Annotated in this window: 17 protein-coding genes; 7 read left to right on the top strand and 10 right to left on the bottom strand. The window is 58.7% G+C overall.

Annotated features, from left to right (window positions below; translation table 11 throughout):
* Nucleotides 1–59: 59 nt before the first annotated feature.
* The gene (locus tag AC5S26_RS04690; RefSeq protein WP_494184634.1) at nucleotides 60–1,664 is read left to right on the top strand and encodes an SGNH/GDSL hydrolase family protein; all 1,605 of its coding nucleotides are present in this window, start codon (nucleotides 60–62) and stop codon (nucleotides 1,662–1,664) included.
* Between the two features lie 55 nt (nucleotides 1,665–1,719).
* Here AC5S26_RS04690 and AC5S26_RS04685 read toward each other — a convergent pair whose 3' ends face one another.
* A complete protein-coding gene (locus AC5S26_RS04685) occupies nucleotides 1,720–2,208 on the bottom strand; it encodes a hypothetical protein (RefSeq protein ID WP_494183689.1) in 489 nt (162 codons plus the stop codon).
* Between the two features lie 180 nt (nucleotides 2,209–2,388).
* On the opposite strand from AC5S26_RS04685, the gene AC5S26_RS04680 reads away from it, so the two are divergent.
* The 5 genes from AC5S26_RS04680 to AC5S26_RS04660 all read left to right on the top strand — a co-directional run bounded on the left by AC5S26_RS04680 (nucleotide 2,389) and on the right by AC5S26_RS04660 (nucleotide 5,760).
* Nucleotides 2,389–2,931 (top strand): YraN family protein, encoded by a 543-nt coding sequence (locus AC5S26_RS04680; RefSeq protein ID WP_494183688.1) that lies wholly within the window; start codon nucleotides 2,389–2,391, stop codon nucleotides 2,929–2,931.
* Complete coding sequence (locus AC5S26_RS04675; protein WP_494183687.1) at nucleotides 2,922–3,422, top strand: DinB family protein; 501 nt, start codon at nucleotides 2,922–2,924, stop codon at nucleotides 3,420–3,422. The genes AC5S26_RS04680 and AC5S26_RS04675 overlap by 10 nt, the downstream gene beginning before the upstream one ends.
* A gap of 112 nt (nucleotides 3,423–3,534) precedes the next feature.
* The gene (purD, locus tag AC5S26_RS04670) at nucleotides 3,535–4,800 is read left to right on the top strand and encodes a phosphoribosylamine--glycine ligase (RefSeq protein ID WP_494183686.1); all 1,266 of its coding nucleotides are present in this window, start codon (nucleotides 3,535–3,537) and stop codon (nucleotides 4,798–4,800) included.
* Between the two features lie 31 nt (nucleotides 4,801–4,831).
* Nucleotides 4,832–5,251, top strand: a complete 420-nt coding sequence (locus AC5S26_RS04665) for a VOC family protein (RefSeq protein ID WP_494183685.1) — start codon at nucleotides 4,832–4,834, stop codon at nucleotides 5,249–5,251.
* A 2-nt stretch (nucleotides 5,252–5,253) separates the two neighbouring features.
* Nucleotides 5,254–5,760 carry a DinB family protein gene (locus AC5S26_RS04660; RefSeq protein WP_494183684.1) on the top strand — a complete coding sequence of 169 codons (507 nt, stop codon included), beginning with the start codon at nucleotides 5,254–5,256 and terminating at the stop codon, nucleotides 5,758–5,760.
* Nucleotides 5,761–5,763: 3 nt separating this feature from the next.
* Here the strand turns inward: AC5S26_RS04660 and AC5S26_RS04655 are convergent, their stop codons facing one another.
* The 9 genes from AC5S26_RS04655 to AC5S26_RS04615 form a co-directional block, all read right to left on the bottom strand.
* A complete protein-coding gene (locus AC5S26_RS04655; protein WP_494183683.1) occupies nucleotides 5,764–7,008 on the bottom strand; it encodes a threonine ammonia-lyase in 1,245 nt (414 codons plus the stop codon).
* A gap of 33 nt (nucleotides 7,009–7,041) precedes the next feature.
* On the bottom strand, nucleotides 7,042–7,911 hold the full coding sequence (locus AC5S26_RS04650; protein WP_494183682.1) for a prephenate dehydrogenase: 870 nt from the start codon (nucleotides 7,909–7,911) through the stop codon (nucleotides 7,042–7,044).
* Between the two features lie 12 nt (nucleotides 7,912–7,923).
* Nucleotides 7,924–8,943: a 3-deoxy-7-phosphoheptulonate synthase gene (aroF, locus tag AC5S26_RS04645; protein WP_494183681.1), complete on the bottom strand. Its 1,020-nt coding sequence runs from the start codon at nucleotides 8,941–8,943 to the stop codon at nucleotides 7,924–7,926.
* A gap of 65 nt (nucleotides 8,944–9,008) precedes the next feature.
* On the bottom strand, nucleotides 9,009–9,266 hold the full coding sequence (locus AC5S26_RS04640) for a chorismate mutase (RefSeq protein WP_494183680.1): 258 nt from the start codon (nucleotides 9,264–9,266) through the stop codon (nucleotides 9,009–9,011).
* A gap of 112 nt (nucleotides 9,267–9,378) precedes the next feature.
* Nucleotides 9,379–10,140, bottom strand: a complete 762-nt coding sequence (gene trpA, locus AC5S26_RS04635; RefSeq protein ID WP_494183679.1) for a tryptophan synthase subunit alpha — start codon at nucleotides 10,138–10,140, stop codon at nucleotides 9,379–9,381.
* A 6-nt stretch (nucleotides 10,141–10,146) separates the two neighbouring features.
* Nucleotides 10,147–11,394: a tryptophan synthase subunit beta gene (gene trpB, locus AC5S26_RS04630; protein ID WP_494183678.1), complete on the bottom strand. Its 1,248-nt coding sequence runs from the start codon at nucleotides 11,392–11,394 to the stop codon at nucleotides 10,147–10,149.
* Nucleotides 11,395–11,693: 299 nt separating this feature from the next.
* Nucleotides 11,694–13,181: a hypothetical protein gene (locus tag AC5S26_RS04625; RefSeq protein WP_494183677.1), complete on the bottom strand. Its 1,488-nt coding sequence runs from the start codon at nucleotides 13,179–13,181 to the stop codon at nucleotides 11,694–11,696.
* Between the two features lie 101 nt (nucleotides 13,182–13,282).
* On the bottom strand, nucleotides 13,283–14,092 hold the full coding sequence (locus tag AC5S26_RS04620; protein ID WP_494183676.1) for a hypothetical protein: 810 nt from the start codon (nucleotides 14,090–14,092) through the stop codon (nucleotides 13,283–13,285).
* Between the two features lie 29 nt (nucleotides 14,093–14,121).
* Nucleotides 14,122–15,465: a multicopper oxidase domain-containing protein gene (locus AC5S26_RS04615; protein WP_494183675.1), complete on the bottom strand. Its 1,344-nt coding sequence runs from the start codon at nucleotides 15,463–15,465 to the stop codon at nucleotides 14,122–14,124.
* A 126-nt stretch (nucleotides 15,466–15,591) separates the two neighbouring features.
* On the opposite strand from AC5S26_RS04615, the gene AC5S26_RS04610 reads away from it, so the two are divergent.
* Nucleotides 15,592–15,945, top strand: coding sequence for a hypothetical protein (locus AC5S26_RS04610; RefSeq protein WP_494183674.1), 354 nt, complete (start codon nucleotides 15,592–15,594; stop codon nucleotides 15,943–15,945).
* The last annotated feature ends 59 nt before the right edge of the window (nucleotides 15,946–16,004 follow it).

The raw sequence follows: 16,004 nt of genomic DNA, 5'->3' as shown, positions 1-16,004 counted from the left end.
TGTCTGGGTTAACATCCACGACTGCATTGACAGGTGCTGGTTTTAATAAACCAGACCCAATGGCTGGGATGGAATTCTATCTTCCTTTTACTGACAATAATGGGATCACTGTTGCGGATGTTACCGGCAACGGCCACACTGGAGTGATCTCCGGCAGTGGAGCCGCAGCACAGTGGATAGGCTCTGTTGGCTTGCAGCTAAACGATCAGATCGTCACAATTCCCCAGATCTCCGGACGCCCCGTACACGGAGTCTGTGCCTATTTTCCGGCTGGAACAAATACGGGCTTCTCCCTTTACCCATATCTATTTTCTCCTCCGGTCGGATCGAATTCGGGACAGGCATTTGTGTCTTCATATGTTTCCTCGGATCAAGGCCATGGAGCCCTCGCCAACTTTCCTGCGATCGGATATTCAAGCTATAGCTGGCATACTGCCTCTCTCGATGGCTTTGCGGGGATTCACTGCATTGAGGATATCGTCGGAACAAGTACTAGCAATCCAGACCACATCATTGTGGATGGAAAAGAAGTAACGTACTTGGCCCAATCGCATTCCGAGGATCAACTGACGGCAGTGCAGCTTCCCATGCCAATGACAGTTCAGTCCAATATCAATGGCACGATGGCCAATCATCCGGTCATTTACAGCATATGGGGATCATCGACCGCGGACACGGTGCTCCAGGCTCAAACACGCACCAAGGCTGAGATAAGCAGACTGACCTCTCTTGGTGTGCCCGTGACCGTTCCAGTCAGTACGGCAACTGACTCCACTTGCTCGATCACCGGATCTTCGATCGACGTAGGTTACGGAGCCTCTCACGATCCAACCACACTTTTGGCCTTGAGCTTTCCGTGCACAATTCATAACTTCGCGGTTTCGGGACAACCTTCAAAGGATATGGCTGGTGCCTTTCAGGATCGTGAAGAAATGGTCTACCATCCGAAGGCCGCACGAAACATCGCTTATAACGGCGGGCCGACGAATAGTGTCACAAACTATAGAGAGAAGCCACAAAATGCCTACCAGGATATTGTTGACTGGAATACAAAGGCTCACGCATTGGGATACAAGACGATCGTCTCCACTATGATCAGCCGATGTGGAACAACTGGATATCAAGGATTGCCGGCGGATGCATTAAAACAGACCTTCAATGCCTTGATTCTGGCAAACGCAGACCTGTTCGATTGGGTTGCGAATCAGGCGGCAGCTCCAGAGATCGGAGCGGACGGAGCATGTACAAACACGACTTACTTTTGGGATGCAGCTACAACTGGAATCCATCCGAATGATGCCGGGCAAGCTTATTATGTTGCCGCCATGCGTGCCGGTTTCGAAGGAATTTATCAAACGTCGTCGACATCCGTATCCGGAGCTTATACGCAGATTCCTTCTGACACGAATCTCGTCGCTAGTGGATCGCTTCCGTATTCCATTACCCTGATAGATGCCAACACGGCTAACTTCAACAGAAAGGGAACGCTATGCGTGAACAATGTCGGTTCGGGCACAGTGACTCTATCTCCAGTAAACGGACAAGGAATCGACGGGAATCCGTCGCTGCAGATTGCACCGGGAGACACATCCTGCATTCGCGCGACCGTCATTGATCCGATTGCGGCTGGGGCATCCTGGACAGTAGTGCCTGTGATTCAGTGATGGAAATGTCCTCTGACCTGATTCAGCGTCAGAGGACACTCAATACCACGGATCTCTAGTTGTAACCCAACTCATGCGGCGCGGGATAAGTCAGCGTTCCATCCTTCTTTTCGTACCACATGAACAGCTTATGGTCGCCGTTGACCCGCACAGCCACAATAATTCCAGTTCCAAATGTGCCGGACCCGTCCGTCTTCGAGATATCTACCTTGTGCGACTGGATCGGTCCTACCGGGCTCTGCGTCGTCCAGTCCTCGGTAAACCGCTGCAACGTGTAGTCGTACTTCTGGGGATGCTTCTGCCAGTCCGGGTCGCTCATCCAGAGCGCATACGCCTGGTTGTAGTCCTTCGCCTCCAGAGCCTGGAAGAACTTATCCACCTTGTGCTCTGCCGGAAGGTTCGTATAGAACCACCCGTGTCCCGTCAGGTATCCCCCCACCCCTATCACGGCAGCCACGAGGATCAGCGCAATCGCCCCAATCACCAGGCCCGTATTGCGCCGTTCACGGCTCGCATCGTACTTCGGTGCATTCAGCAGAGTCATCGGATCCTCCCTCACTTCACTCGCCTATATTATTAGACAGTCGACGGCTCTGAATGTTCCCTCCTACCAGGCGCCACTTTAAGCTTCAGAGAATCTCTCTCCAGCTTTAGCTGAATAGGAAAATCCACGACAGGCCACTTAGGCCCGTTCGATCACTTTTCGTGGTGAATTGCCGCATATTTGGCACGAATCAGCCCGCCAGCATCTATCCTGAATCCCATGGCCCTCCCCGCGCGGTCTCCTAGCCTTCGAAGATTGCCTTCCGGCCTCTGGCTCGGCGCGCAGGCCTGGGCTCTTCGACGTCTTCACTCCCTGCACCGTACCCGCACGGCTGCCCATCTTGAGACCGGCGCCCTTGGTGAGCGCGAAGCACTCTTTTACCTGCGCCGTCGCGGCTATACCGTCGTCGCCCGGCGATGGAAGACCTCGAAATTTCGTGGCGATATCGACCTCATCGCCTGGCACAGTCCCACCCTCTGTTTCATCGAGGTCAAAACCCGCAGTCACAGAGATGCCTTCGCTGCCGAGCTCGCCGTCGACGACGATAAGCAGCGCGTCCTCCGTCGCCTTGCCCGAGCTTATATCCACCGCATCCCAGAGGCCGTCCGTCCGACGACTGCACGCTTCGACGTGCTCTCCCTCTATCTCTACTCTCCCGAAGACATCAGGCACACCGGTGCAGCTGAATTTGTCCTCAACCAGGGAGCCTTTGAATGGGCATAAGTTACACGCAAGGAACCGCCCCCTCCCTCCTCGGCCCCCTTGAGCTCAGCGAACGGCTCGCTGCAACCATCCGCTCTGCGGTCCCTTGGCTTGTCACCCTGTCCAACGCAGATGCCAGCCATCCCGAGCGCGAAGGCAAGTGGTCGGCCAAGGAGGTGATCGGGCACCTCACCGACTCCGCCGTCAACAATCTTGGACGGATCGTGCGCATGCAGATCGCTCCCGAAGCCATGCCTGGGTATGCCCAGGAATCCTGGGTCAAACTCCAGCACTATCGCGACCGCGAGTGGGCCGAGGTCCTCGCTCTCTGGTTCGCCCTCAACGAGCATCTCGTCTGGACCATCCGCCACATCGATCGTGCCAGCCTGCCGAACCAGGGCATCGTCGCTGGAACTCCGATCACACTTGGATTCCTCATCGAGGACTACATCGCCCACATGAAGCACCACCTGCGCCAGATGCGGCCCTGGGTTCACCCCGGCAACGCCTGAGGATGGCAGTCGGTTTGACTTCACCTGCGGCCATGCCTAGCCTCAAAGAAAGGGAAAGGTAGACAACCAGCTGAAGTGGTTGATCTTTTCTCAGAGGAGCAAGACGAAGCACATGAAGGTTCTGGTGATCGGTGGTGGAGGGCGCGAGCACGCCCTGGTATGGGCGCTGCGCAAATCCACTTCGGTGACCGAGGTCGTAGCCGCCCCCGGCAATGGAGGCATGGCCGCGATCGCGCGCTGTCTGCCGGTGGACGTAAATAACCTGCATGCGATGGTCGACGTGGTCGCGATCGAACGGCCGGATCTGACTGTGGTGGGACCTGAGGTTCCGCTCGCGCTGGGACTCGTGGATGAGCTCGAGTATAGGAAGTTTCGCGTCTTCGGTCCCACGAAGGACGCGGCGCAGCTTGAATCGAGCAAAGCCTTCGCGAAAGCTTTCATGCAACGGCATGCGATTCCGACTGCGGAGCACGCCCTCTGCACAACCCTCGACGAGGTACGCGAATCTCTCCTGCGCTTCTCTGTCCCGGTGGTGGTGAAAGCATCGGGCCTGGCCGCGGGCAAGGGCGTGGTGATCTGCAATACGCGCCTCGAGGCCGAGACGGCTGCAGCGCAGATGTTCTCTGGAGTTCTGCTGGGCGCTCCCGAAACCGAGGTCGTCCTGGAGGAGTTCCTCATCGGGGAAGAGGTTTCATTCTTCGCATTATGCGACGGCAAACAGGCAATTCCAATCGCCGCTGCACAGGACCACAAGCGTGTAGGCGAGGGCGATACGGGTCCGAATACAGGTGGGATGGGGGCATACTCGACCGATGGCTTGCTGACACCCGCAATGCGGCAGTGGATCATGCACAACGTCGCGCAGAAGGTTGTGGCCGGCATGGCGTCAGAGGGGACGCCGTTCAAGGGGATCCTGTTTATCGGTCTGATGATGAGCCCGCGCGGGCCGATGGTGCTGGAGTTCAACACGCGCTGGGGTGACCCGGAGACAGAAGCAATCATGCTGCGGCTGGAGACGGACATCCTCGATCTTTTCAACGCCTCGATCGACGGCACGGCAAACACGCTGGTCGTCCGGCTGAAGCCGGGAGCCAGCGCCACGGTGATTGCGGCCAGCGGAGGATATCCGGGCAAGTACGCCTCGGGACTCCCGATTACCGGACTTGAGAGCACCAGCGACGATGGCGTGATCATCTTTCATGCCGGAACAACGATCAAAGATGGAAGGCTTGTGACGGCAGGTGGGCGAGTGCTTGCAGTTACAGCAGAGGCGCCCGACCTGAGCGATGCGCTCGACAGGATCTACACGCGGATGAAGACGATCTCGTTTGAGGGAATGCAGTATCGACGCGATATCGGGCATCGGGCGTTGCGCTAGTTCATTTTTGCCCGATCTTGCAAGGAGGATTATGGACTGCGAACATCGCCTGACAGCAATACTTCCCTGCAACAATCTCGACGCCTCCGAGGCCTTTTACAAGCGCCTCGGCTTGAGGCGTCCGGGAGATCGCCCCGCGAACAGCTTTGACGATGGCTACCGCATCTTGAGCGACGACAGGGGCGGTCATCTTCACCTGACGAATGCGGTGGAGGGATGGTTGATTCCGGGACAGAATCCTTTCGGTCTGTATCTTTACGCCGAAAACGTCGATGAGATGGCAAAAAACTTTGCAGGTGAGATTCTGGGCGAGATCAGGACACCAGAAGACAAGCCCTGGGGTATGTACGAATTTGCCCTCAGCGATCCCGATGAAACGCTGGTACGCATTGGCTGGCCGACGCGGTTGCGCACTCCCATCATGCAACCAGCTGCCCCTGAGGAGAAGTGACGATGAGCGAACCGGCGTTGACCGCAACAGAAGCCCTCAAATGGAACGAGACGACAACTGCGAACTGGCGCAAACTGCTGGCCGCGCATCCTGAGATTCTTGCGCTGTCCTGCGATATTGCGCGGACGTCGACAGTGGCCCAGCTTCTGCAGCATATCGTCGCAGCGGAGGTGCGCTATGCGGAGCGCCTTGTCGGCAGGGCTGAGACAGACTACGCCGACATTCCGTACGATTCCGTAGAGGCGATCTATGCGACACACGATCGCGCCATGGCGCTTTATCGGCAGAGCCTGGAGACAGAGACGAACTGGGACGAGCCGATCGAACTTAAAACCCGAAGTTTGGGAATCCTCGTTGCGTCCCGCAAGACCGTGTTGTTTCATGCGGCCCTTCACAGCATCCGTCATTATGCGCAGCTGGGAACGTTAATCCGTCCTCATGGCTACGCTGTGGAATGGCCGGGCGACTATCTGCTGATGGGAGCCTCGCGGCCACCTGCGGCGGGTTGATCGCTAAACCACGCGGGAGTAGACGTATCCACCTGCATCCAGGACTGCAAGAAGCTCATCGACCTGTTCGCGGCCGCGCGTCTCAAGGGTGATATCGATGGTGGTGTCGCCGAGGTTCACGCCGTAGTAGGCGCGATTGTAGAGCGTGTCCACAATATTGACACGATGATGCGCGATCAACTTGGTTAGTTCTGCGAGAGCGCCGGGCTTGTCCAGCAGATGGATGCGAAGGCGGATCATGCGTCCGTCCTGCACCAGGCCGCGCTCGATGATGCGGCTGAGCAGGGTGACATCGATGTTGCCGCCGCCGATGATGACCGCTGTACGTGCGCCTTTGAGAGAGGTCCGCTTCTGCAGAAGCGCTGCAAGACCGGTCGCTCCCGCGCCTTCGGCCAGGGTCTTCTCGCGCTCGAGCAGCATCAGAATCGCTGAGGCGATCTCGTCCTCGTCGACGGTGACGATCTCATCGACGTAGCGCTCAATGACGGGAAACGTGATTTCGCCTGCGCGGCGCACAGCGATACCGTCCGCAATGGTGGTCGCTGGCGGAATGGTGACTGGGTGTCGTTGCTCGACCGCAGCCGCCATCGAGGGCAGTCGCGAGGTCTGCACGCCAATCACCCTGACCTCCGGACGCGATTCCTTGATGGCGCAGGCAATACCTCCGATCAGTCCGCCGCCGCCAATGGGCACAACCACGGCTTCAAGATCCGGGACCTGCTCAAGCAGCTCGAGACCGATGGTTCCCTGGCCTGCCATCACCGCCGAATCGTCGAAGGGATGAATGAAGGTCATGTTCTGTGCCGTGCAGATACGGCGAGCCTCTTCGTAGGCCTCATCGTAGTTGGCGCCATGCAACACCACTTCAGCACCAAAACCCCGCGTGGCCGTAACTTTGACCAGGGGCGTTGCCAGAGGCATGACGATGACCGCGCGGATTCCGCGCGACGTTGCATGGTGGGCGACTCCCTGCGCGTGGTTTCCAGCGCTTGCGGCAACGACTCCCCGCACAGCCTGCTCTGACGTCAGAAGAGCGATACGGTTCAGCGCACCGCGCTCCTTGAACGAACCAGTCATCTGCAGGTTCTCAAGCTTGAGGAAGACCTGCTGGCCGGTCAGCGCCGAGAGGACCTTCGAGTGCGCGCACGGTGAGTAGTAGATCGCATCGCGCAATCGTTCTCGGGCCGCCGTCACGTCAGCGAGGCTGATGTTCAAACTGCTCCGTGCTGCCTGTTCGGTCGAACTCAAAATGCCACTCCTTGCCTTGAAAAGGCTGAAACTCTAACGCCGTACTCGGAACTGATTGGCCAGGGCGAACTCCTCGCGCAGCCCCGGAGTGCGCAGGTTCTCCCGAACATGGCCGAGACGCTGCTCCAGTGCAAGCAGGGTCTCGGCGATAGGTTCGGTATTGGTCATCGCGACATCGCGCCACATGCTGTACGGACTCGCTCCAAGACGGGTGGTCTCGCGAAGAGCGCGTCCCCCGATGGCGGCGATCTCGGGCGCGTCGCCAAACTTGTCTTCGAGAAGGGCCGCAAGAGCGGTCGAGAGCATCTGCGGCAGATGGCTGACCCAGGCGCACATCTCGTCGTGACGCTTCGGGTCCATATCGAGTGTGCGGGTTCCGAAGAAACCTACCCAGCTGCGCCACTCCTTCTCCATCTCCGAGGGAGGAGCGCCGCTGGGAGTGAACAGCCACATCGCGCCCTGAAACAGGGAGGCCTCCGCCAGCAGAGCGCCTCCGGATTCCTTGCCCGCCATCGGATGTCCGGCAAGGAAGCAGGCCTGGTTCTCGCCACCGAAGAGCGTCGATGCGAGTTCAGTGATCTCGAGTTTGGTGCTGCCGACGTCGGTGATCAACTGTCCGTGACCGGTTACGGTGGCCAGTTGCTGCATCCAGTCCTTAATGGCAAGCACGGGCACGGCCAGCACGATGACATCGGCCTGGCGCGCCAGTTCGAGTGCTCCCCACTGGTTTCCGGCAACGCCATTGACAGCGCCCATCTCAAGCGCAGCGCGCAGCTCCAGCAGACTCTGGTCCCACCCGTCGATGCGCCCGCCAAAACCGGCGGCGCGCAGAGCAAGACCGGTCGATGCTCCGATTAGTCCGGTTCCGATGATGAGTACGCGCTCCATCATGCCAGCAGCCATTCCTTCCGTCCCCTACGCGACCGAACGCCCGACAACAGGGGCGAGTTGCCTCAGCTGCGCGACCAGCTTCTCCAGCTGCTCGGGATACATACTCTGCGCGCCGTCGCTCATCGCCTTATCGGGATTGGGATGCATCTCCATCAGCAGACCATCGGCTCCAGCAGCTACGGAGGCAAGCGCCATGGGGGGTACGAGATCGCGGATGCCCACACCATGCGAAGGATCACCCAGTACGGGAAGATGAGTCAGCTTCTTGAGCACCGGAATCGCAGAGATATCCATGGTATTGCGGGTTGCGGTCTCGTAGGTGCGAATGCCGCGCTCGCAGAGCATCAGGTCGTAGTTGCCACCGGAGAGGATGTACTCAGCACTCAGGAGAACTTCCTCGATGGTGGCAGAGATTCCGCGCTTCAAGAGACAAGGCTTGCGAATGTGGCCGAGCTCGCGCAGAAGGTTGAAGTTCTGCATGTTGCGCGCGCCGATCTGGAAACAGTCGATGTAGGGCAGCATGATCTCGATCTGCGAGATCTCCATGACCTCGGTGATGACGAGAAGGCCAGTCTCATCCGCCACTTCCCGCATCAGCTTCAGTCCTTCAACGCCCATGCCCTGGAAGCTGTACGGCGAGCTGCGCGGCTTGTAGGCTCCGCCACGCAAGAACTTTGCGCCTGCGGCGGCGACCTGCTTGGCGCTCAACAGGATCTGCTCCCGCGATTCGACCGAGCAAGGGCCTGCCATCACAACAACTTCCTTACCCCCCACGACGACACCATTTGGGAAGGTAACCTTTGTGCCCTCGGGACGGAAGTTGCGACCGGCAAGTTTATAGGGTGAAGAGATGCGATAGGCGTCGTGGACGCCCCCGAGCACCTTGAACTCAGCCACATCGAAGTGCTCGGGGGTGCCCACGCCTGCCAGAATGGTCTGTGCGGCGCCAGTGGTACGGTGGACGTTGAAACCGAGCTCGACCATTCGCTCGATCACAAGCTGAATATGTTCTTCTGTTGCCGAGTCCTGCATTGCTACGATCATCGTCTTCGTTTCGCTTTCTTGATATGAAACAGAATAAGTTACAAACTGCAGAAAATTTATGGTCCTTACTTTTTCTGAAGGGCTCGCATCACGTCGATGATGCGCTCGTAGATATCGACAACCTCAGCGTCCGACAGCGGCCCAGGGTTCGAGCGGCGGACATGCTCAAAGACACTCTGTTCCCGCTGCGGTTCGTATATAGGAAGGCTGGACCCCTTCTTGAGGAGGCCGATCGCCTGTGCCGCTTCAGCACGCTGGTTGATAAGGCGAACGATCTGCTCATCAACTTCATCGATCTTTCGCCGCCAGTCAGAGATTTCCATCGAATGTCCTTATATTGCAGCGTTCCCGAGCAGGCCCACTGCGGGTTATTTACGTACGACTTATGATAAACGGGCGTTCTTTCATGCCCGGCGTGACTCGGAAGGGCTTCGTTCATGCGCGCAGCTCCGCAATAAATCTTCCAACGGTTGCCGCTGCCTCTTCGGGAGCGGTCTTTTCAATCAACTGAACAATAGCGCTGCCGACAACCGCGGCATCGGCGAACTCGCCCACTGTCTTTACATGCGCTGCGTTCGAGATGCCGAAGCCTAACGCGATGGGCAATTTGGTGAACTGGCGAAGCCGTGTGACCACCTGCGCGGCGTCCTCGGTGAGCGAGGACTGCGTGCCGGTGATGCCGGTGCGCGAGATGGCGTAGACGAAACCCTGTGAGTTGTCGGCGATGGCTTTGAGACGGGCATCGGGGCTGGTCGGTGCCGCGAGGAAGACCGGAGCCAGCTTGTTTGTATGCATCGCCTCGAGATATTCCGCAGCCTCTTCGACGATCATGTCGGTCAGCAGAACGCCGTCAGCGCCTGCGTCGGCGGCCTGCGCACAGAAATCTTTAAGGCCAAGACGAAGCACAGGATTCAGATACGAGAAGAGGATCATTCCGGCGTTCGGCCGTGCGGCACGTAGTTCCTTCGCGAGGCCGAGCACATCCGTAAGCCGCGTTCCTTTACCGACGGCGCGCTCGCTGGCGCGTTGAATGACGGGGCCGTCAGCCAGCGGATCGCTGAAGGGCACGCCCAGCTCAATCACATCCGCACCGTTGTCGATCGCTGCCAGTGCGATGTCGCGCGTCGTCGCAAGATCGGGATCACCCGCGGTGAGATAGACCACCAGGCCGGGCTTTGTCGTGAACTCAATCGCCATCGTCTCTTATCCCTTCACCGAGACGCTCTGGAGATCGAGCTCTCTTGCCAGAATTCCCATGTCCTTATCGCCGCGGCCCGACAGGTTCACCATCAGCACGTCCGTCTTCGCCATCGTAGGCGCAAGACGGATCGCCTCCGCCACAGCGTGTGCGCTCTCGAGCGCCGGAAGAATCCCTTCAGTCCGCGCCAGTGTGACCGTTGCCTTCAACGCTTCCTCATCGGTCGCCATCGTGTAAGTGGCACGACCTGAGTCATGCAGCATCGCATGCTCCGGCCCAACGCTCGCGTAATCGAGACCCGCACTCACCGAGTGTGTCGCCGCGATCTGTCCGGCGTTGTCCTGCAGAACATAGCTGTAGGTTCCCTGCAGCACGCCAGGAACTCCACCTCCGGTCTTCATAAACCGAGCCGCATGTTCCCCGAGAGCAGTTCCACGTCCGCCGGCCTCAACCCCGATCAGCTGCACGTTCGCGTCCTCGAGAAACTCGTAGAACGCTCCGATCGCGTTCGATCCGCCACCGACGCAGGCGACGATCGCCGTCGGCAGCTTCCCCTCCTGCTCCAGGATCTGTTGCTTGGCTTCCTTGCTGATCACGCGGTGGAAGTCGCGCACGATGGTGGGATACGGATGCGCTCCCAGCGCCGAGCCGAGAATATAAAACGTCGTGCGCACGTTAGTGACCCAGTCACGCATCGCCTCGGAGATCGCGTCCTTCAGCGTCGCAGAGCCTGCCGAGACACCGCGCACCTCCGCGCCCAGCAAACGCATGCGCAGAACATTCAACTCCTGGCGGCGCATATCCTCATCGCCCATGTAGACCACGCACTCCATGCCCAGCAGCGCGCAAACGGTGGCCGTGGCCACACCATGCTGACCCGCCCCGGTCTCGGCGATGATGCGCTGCTTGCCCATGCGCTTTGCCAGCAGACCCTGGCCCAGCGCGTTGTTAATCTTGTGCGCTCCGGTATGGAGCAGGTCTTCACGCTTGAGGTAGATCTTCGCGCCACCAAGCGTCTCGCTCAAGCGTTTTGCGAAGTAGAGCGGCGTAGGCCGTCCACAATAGTGGTGCAACAGATCGGCCAGCTCGGCCTGAAACGCGGCGTCTTTCTGAGCATCCGCATAGGCCGCCTCCAGTTCCTCAAGCGCCGCCATCAGGGTCTCGGGAACGTACCTGCCGCCGTAGACTCCGAATCGCCCCACTGCGGACCTCACAGGTCCGGCCGGATTCACTATCGCTGCCGTAGTGCTCATCGAAACGCTCCTCACAACGCTCTGTACCGCAAAAACAAAAGCCGCAACCTTGTCGGTCGCGGCTCGTGTGGACTTCGAATCTTATCTGAACTTCAGCTTTACTTCTCAGCTAATCCGTCAGAAGACCCTACTCCGCCGATGCCGCTACCGGATACCAGTAGCGGTAAATAAAGCTAATAAATCGGCTGGACGGAAAGGTCATCTTGCTCTCAAGCATACATGCGCTCTCGCCGGGCCGCAACTTGTTTGCAATTTAGTAATAGAGGGGATAGAAGGCTTGAGCGGCTAAATACAATCTCTTACGGCTCCAGAACAAACTTCTTGATCGCCACCTTCGCGCCCATCCTCGCACGCTGTGGCGCTTGCCGGACCACCACCGTAATCTCGTCGAAGTTCGTCCCCTCCATCGCAGCCGGAATGGGAAAGCGCAGCTTCTCCTCCACCAGCTTTCCAGACACATTCGGGCGTTGTGCAATCGGCAGCTCGCTCGAAGGGATCGCCACCGTACCCAGATAGTGCGGAGCCTGCTCAGGGGCGACCGCGTTCACTCGCTGCCGGACTGCGGCTTGCGTATTCGGCAGCTTCTTCACCCATAGCTCCAGCGAGATCGGCCCATCCAGCTGGTCGCCGTTCTCCACCACCAGGTCCATCGCCGAGCAGCAGCCCAGATCCAACGGCTGGGCCAGTTTCTGGTGCGCCTCCATCAACAGCGGGTACCGGTCGCTCGAACGCACCTGCGTCTTCGTCGAACTGCCTCGCACTACGCGAGCCGTCGGCCGCGGCTGCTTCTCCGGCCACTTGAAGTACCAGTACTGGCCATCGAACGGTATCTCCATCGGCTCGGCAATCTTGACACCGAAGTTCGGCACCAACGTTCGTTTTACCGGCGCAATGATCTTCTTTTGCTGCTCCGTCATCGGCAAGAGAATGATGCCCACATAGCCATCGCTGTTCGAGGTCGCCGCATCTTTTGGCACAGCGGCAGACTTCTTCGTCACGTTTTTGCCTAAGTGGAAGTTGAGGCCACCGAGAACCCCCACCCGCAGGTACGGCAACAGCGCGATCACAGTGAACAGGAATGCTGCCGTCGCAATCGTCGTCTGCCTGCTGCCTGAGAGAACGGTTTGACCGCCCGTAGCGGAGCTGCGCACCGCCGCACGCCAAGCCAGCACTCCCGCAAAGACTCCCGAAGCGAGGGAGGCCATGACAAACCACCGGATCGCCGCCAGGGCAATCACCGCATCGAACAGCAGCACCAGCAACAGAGAGGGCAGAAGCTTCCGCGCCAGCAAGCCGTCGCTGAACAGGAATGGCGTGCCCGGCTCAGGGCGTGAGGGTTGAATCTCTGCGGGGGCAGCCTCGATCTGGCAGAGCTTCAGAAACGCTCCCAGGCACGCAAGGCAAATCGTTCCCGCTGCGATCATCAGCAGGGACCACGTCTCGATAAACAGAAGCCACGCGGGAATCCAAAGAGCCGTCAGGCAGGCTGCCCGCACGACCGGCGTGATGACCTTTCTTCTACCGGGAACAATCCGGGAGTAGATCGATCGGACAACAAAGCCGCACACCATCACCGCGGTAAACAGAAGCGACGTGGCAATAAGGATCAGGCCGATTCGTGGAAGTGTTCCCTGGCGCAGCCACGAGCAGAAGAACTCCAGGACGAAGGCGGCAGCCACAACGCCAACGACCATCGGCCACACAGGTGAATCGCAGGAAGACGAATCCTCCGCGAGGACGGCTTCCTGACCGGTCCTTCCCTGCTGCTGCCAGTTCCCTTGCGGCATCGGCGCCTCAGAACGTTGGCACAGAGAATAGCAGAGACCAGATTGGAAGGGGCCAAAATAAGCCGTGAAGAAAAAGCGCATGAGGACTCGCGCTGAACCAGTTAATCCACCGGCGACGGTTTTCCCCAATTAAAGCGCCGGCCTACGATCGCTTTGAAAATCAAGTGGTCGGTTGCCGAGGTCGAGCCGAGTCCGACGCCGAAGTTGAGCTCCCATTTCGGAGACACGTTCAGGTCGGTCACGGCGAAGACCTGCTGCTGTTGATCGTGCAGCGCGCTGAACGACCACACACGGCCGAAGTTGCCGTAATACTCAAAACCACCCGAGACCTTGCGGTTGAAGTCATAGCCAATCTTTGCCGCGGGAGCGAAGCCGACCCCCTGCGATGTGTCGGGGCCGTGCCACGTGCGTTCAAGCGCCGGGTTGACGGCCATGTACCACCGACCGATCGATTTATCGACGATGGGGCGAATCTCCCACGTCCACGTATCGGGCGAATATTGCGAGCGTTGATAGCCGACCTCGGTCGACAGGCTCACGCCCACCGGCCAGTGCCAGGAATCGGGAACGCGCACACGCGGACGGATGTGATCTCCCACCCACTGCACGCCATGACCATCCTGCCAGCTGGTGAAGAGATAGAACCCGACCTCCGACCAGCTGTTGAGTCCCTGCGTAATCTCGAGCGTCTCATGCAACTGATGATTGGTGGGATAGGTGCCGTCGTCCGTCGACTTCGAGCCTTCAGGGGTGAAATTCGAATGCAGCTCCACCATCGTGCTTCTCGGCGCCACCGTGTCCGATCCGTACACCTGGATCTCATAGTTGCCCTGCGCCTTCGCATCCAGCGCCCCCGCGCTCAACAGTGCCATGCACGCGAATAAATACAGCAGTCTCTTTCGATTTCGCAAAACAAGTTTCCCGTTCGTCCGCACAAGGTTCAGGAGCACCGGAACAGCATCATGAAGCCCATGTCCATGTGGTCCTGTTGGTGACAGTGAAAGAGCGACAGACCCGGGCGGTTTGCGGTGAACTCAACCTCCGCCTCTGTACCTGCGCTCACCAGCAGCGTGTCTTTCAAAATACCGCGTGTCTCTCGACCCGCCAGTCGCCGCACCTCAAAGGTATGACGGTGCAGATGCACGGGATGATCGTCCATGCTTTTGTTCTTCATCACCAGCCGATATCGCTGACCATACCTCAGTGCCACCGTCTCGGTATCGGGAAACGATCGGCCATTGATCATCCAGCGATCCATGGCGCCGTGCCCTACAAACTTCGACTCAAAGATCAAGGGAATCGTATTCACCTTAATCTCCGCTGAAGGTGTAGCGGCATCGATCACGCCAAACGGCAGATAATCCCACGCAAGCGCCTGGGGCTGCTGCCAGGTAGGCTTCCCGGAGCGTCCCGCATACTCGACCACAACCCCCATGCCCGCGGCCTGCACGTGCTTTCGGACCTCCCCCAGAACCCACACGCCCGGATTGTCCATCTCCACCTCGGCGCAGACTCTCTCTGCCGGAGAGAGATGTAGCATCTCCACAAGGCGAGGCGAAGGCACGGGGTTGCCATCAAGCGCGATAACGCGGAATTTGTGGCCGGAGAAGGCGATCCAGTGCGGATCGGTTGCGCTGGTGTTGACGATGTGCAGCAACACGCGCTGGCCCTGCTTCACTCTCAGGGGCTCCCCAAAACCAAGCGTCTTCCCATTGATCGTCGAGAAGGTATAAACGGCGTTCATGGAGCCGTCATCGCTCCCCTGCAAAGTGCCGTCCCAGTCATGCAACCCAAGAAAGAACTCCTGGTCGTAGCGCGCCGGATTCTCGCGCGGCTCAATCAGCAGAAATCCATGCTGCCCGCTGTAGAGAGCTTTCTTCAGATTATTTCCTGCGGAAGTATGCGTGTGATACCACCGAAATCCGGCAGGCTCTGGAGTGAAGGTATAGCGAGCACTGCTTCCCGCCGGAATGTGCGGTGTGCCTTCCTCCATGGCGCCATCCACTTCTGGCGGCAAAAAGAGGCCGTGCCAGTGCACAATCTCTTCGCTGCTGCTGTGATTCGCAACATCGATCGTCACCGATACACCCTCTTTCATGCGAAACAGGGGCCCGGGAGCCTGCTGGTTATAGGCAGTGGTTTTGACGAAACGGCGAGAAGCAACCTCAAGCGCGTAAGGCGCAATCGTAAGCGAGAAATCGGGTGGAACGAGAGCGAATCCACGCCGATTTAATAATCCTGCTGTTGCCGCGCCGGAGAGCTTCAGGAAGTGTCGCCGATTCACCACACCTTAATCCTACTTGTTTAATCGGCGTCTAAGTGAGATCGCAGGCAACCTTATACCTCGCGTGCAAAATGTTTTTTTCAGCCTCTCCGCGGTGGTCTCTGCAGCACCCGCATCCAAAAAAACATGGAGCATAAAGAGAAAAACGCGTGGATACAAATTCAGCGAGTCATCGTTTTCACAACGTTAGGAAGCATTCTTGCCCTTCCAGTCTCATTGCCGGCACAACAGGATAGCGAAACGCGCCAGGCCGCCCACGACCGCGCCGAGCGCGAGCAGACAGAGAAGGACCATCGCAAGCACACAGGAGCAAAGGTCGTAGGCGGAACCGCTGCCGGTGGTGCTGTTCTGGGTGCTGTTGCGGGTGGAGGAAAGGGTGCTCTGATCGGCGGAGCCGCGGGAGCCGGAGGCGGGGCTATCGCAAACAAGGTACGGAAGGACAAGGCTGTGAAGAAGCGGGAACAGCGTGAGCCGCAGTGAGCGATGTCCTTTGGGGGATGCTCGATGGGAATCTATAGCAACACGATGTTGGGAAACGC

Source organism: Edaphobacter sp. FHG110511_03, assembly GCF_059115365.1.
Note: the sequence above shows the minus strand (reverse complement) of the source record. Positions and strands in the feature narration are given on the sequence as shown.

Coding starts and splice junctions, on each gene's coding strand:
- AC5S26_RS04690 (WP_494184634.1), top strand. CDS start 60: ATGGCTGGGATGGAATTCTATCTTCCTTTTACTGACAATAATGGGATC.
- AC5S26_RS04685 (WP_494183689.1), bottom strand. CDS start 2,208: ATGACTCTGCTGAATGCACCGAAGTACGATGCGAGCCGTGAACGGCGC.
- AC5S26_RS04675 (WP_494183687.1), top strand. CDS start 2,922: ATGGGCATAAGTTACACGCAAGGAACCGCCCCCTCCCTCCTCGGCCCC.
- purD (WP_494183686.1), top strand. CDS start 3,535: ATGAAGGTTCTGGTGATCGGTGGTGGAGGGCGCGAGCACGCCCTGGTA.
- AC5S26_RS04665 (WP_494183685.1), top strand. CDS start 4,832: ATGGACTGCGAACATCGCCTGACAGCAATACTTCCCTGCAACAATCTC.
- AC5S26_RS04660 (WP_494183684.1), top strand. CDS start 5,254: ATGAGCGAACCGGCGTTGACCGCAACAGAAGCCCTCAAATGGAACGAG.
- AC5S26_RS04650 (WP_494183682.1), bottom strand. CDS start 7,911: ATGGCTGCTGGCATGATGGAGCGCGTACTCATCATCGGAACCGGACTA.
- aroF (WP_494183681.1), bottom strand. CDS start 8,943: ATGATCGTAGCAATGCAGGACTCGGCAACAGAAGAACATATTCAGCTT.
- AC5S26_RS04640 (WP_494183680.1), bottom strand. CDS start 9,266: ATGGAAATCTCTGACTGGCGGCGAAAGATCGATGAAGTTGATGAGCAG.
- trpA (WP_494183679.1), bottom strand. CDS start 10,140: ATGGCGATTGAGTTCACGACAAAGCCCGGCCTGGTGGTCTATCTCACC.
- trpB (WP_494183678.1), bottom strand. CDS start 11,394: ATGAGCACTACGGCAGCGATAGTGAATCCGGCCGGACCTGTGAGGTCC.
- AC5S26_RS04625 (WP_494183677.1), bottom strand. CDS start 13,181: ATGCCGCAAGGGAACTGGCAGCAGCAGGGAAGGACCGGTCAGGAAGCC.
- AC5S26_RS04610 (WP_494183674.1), top strand. CDS start 15,592: ATGGAGCATAAAGAGAAAAACGCGTGGATACAAATTCAGCGAGTCATC.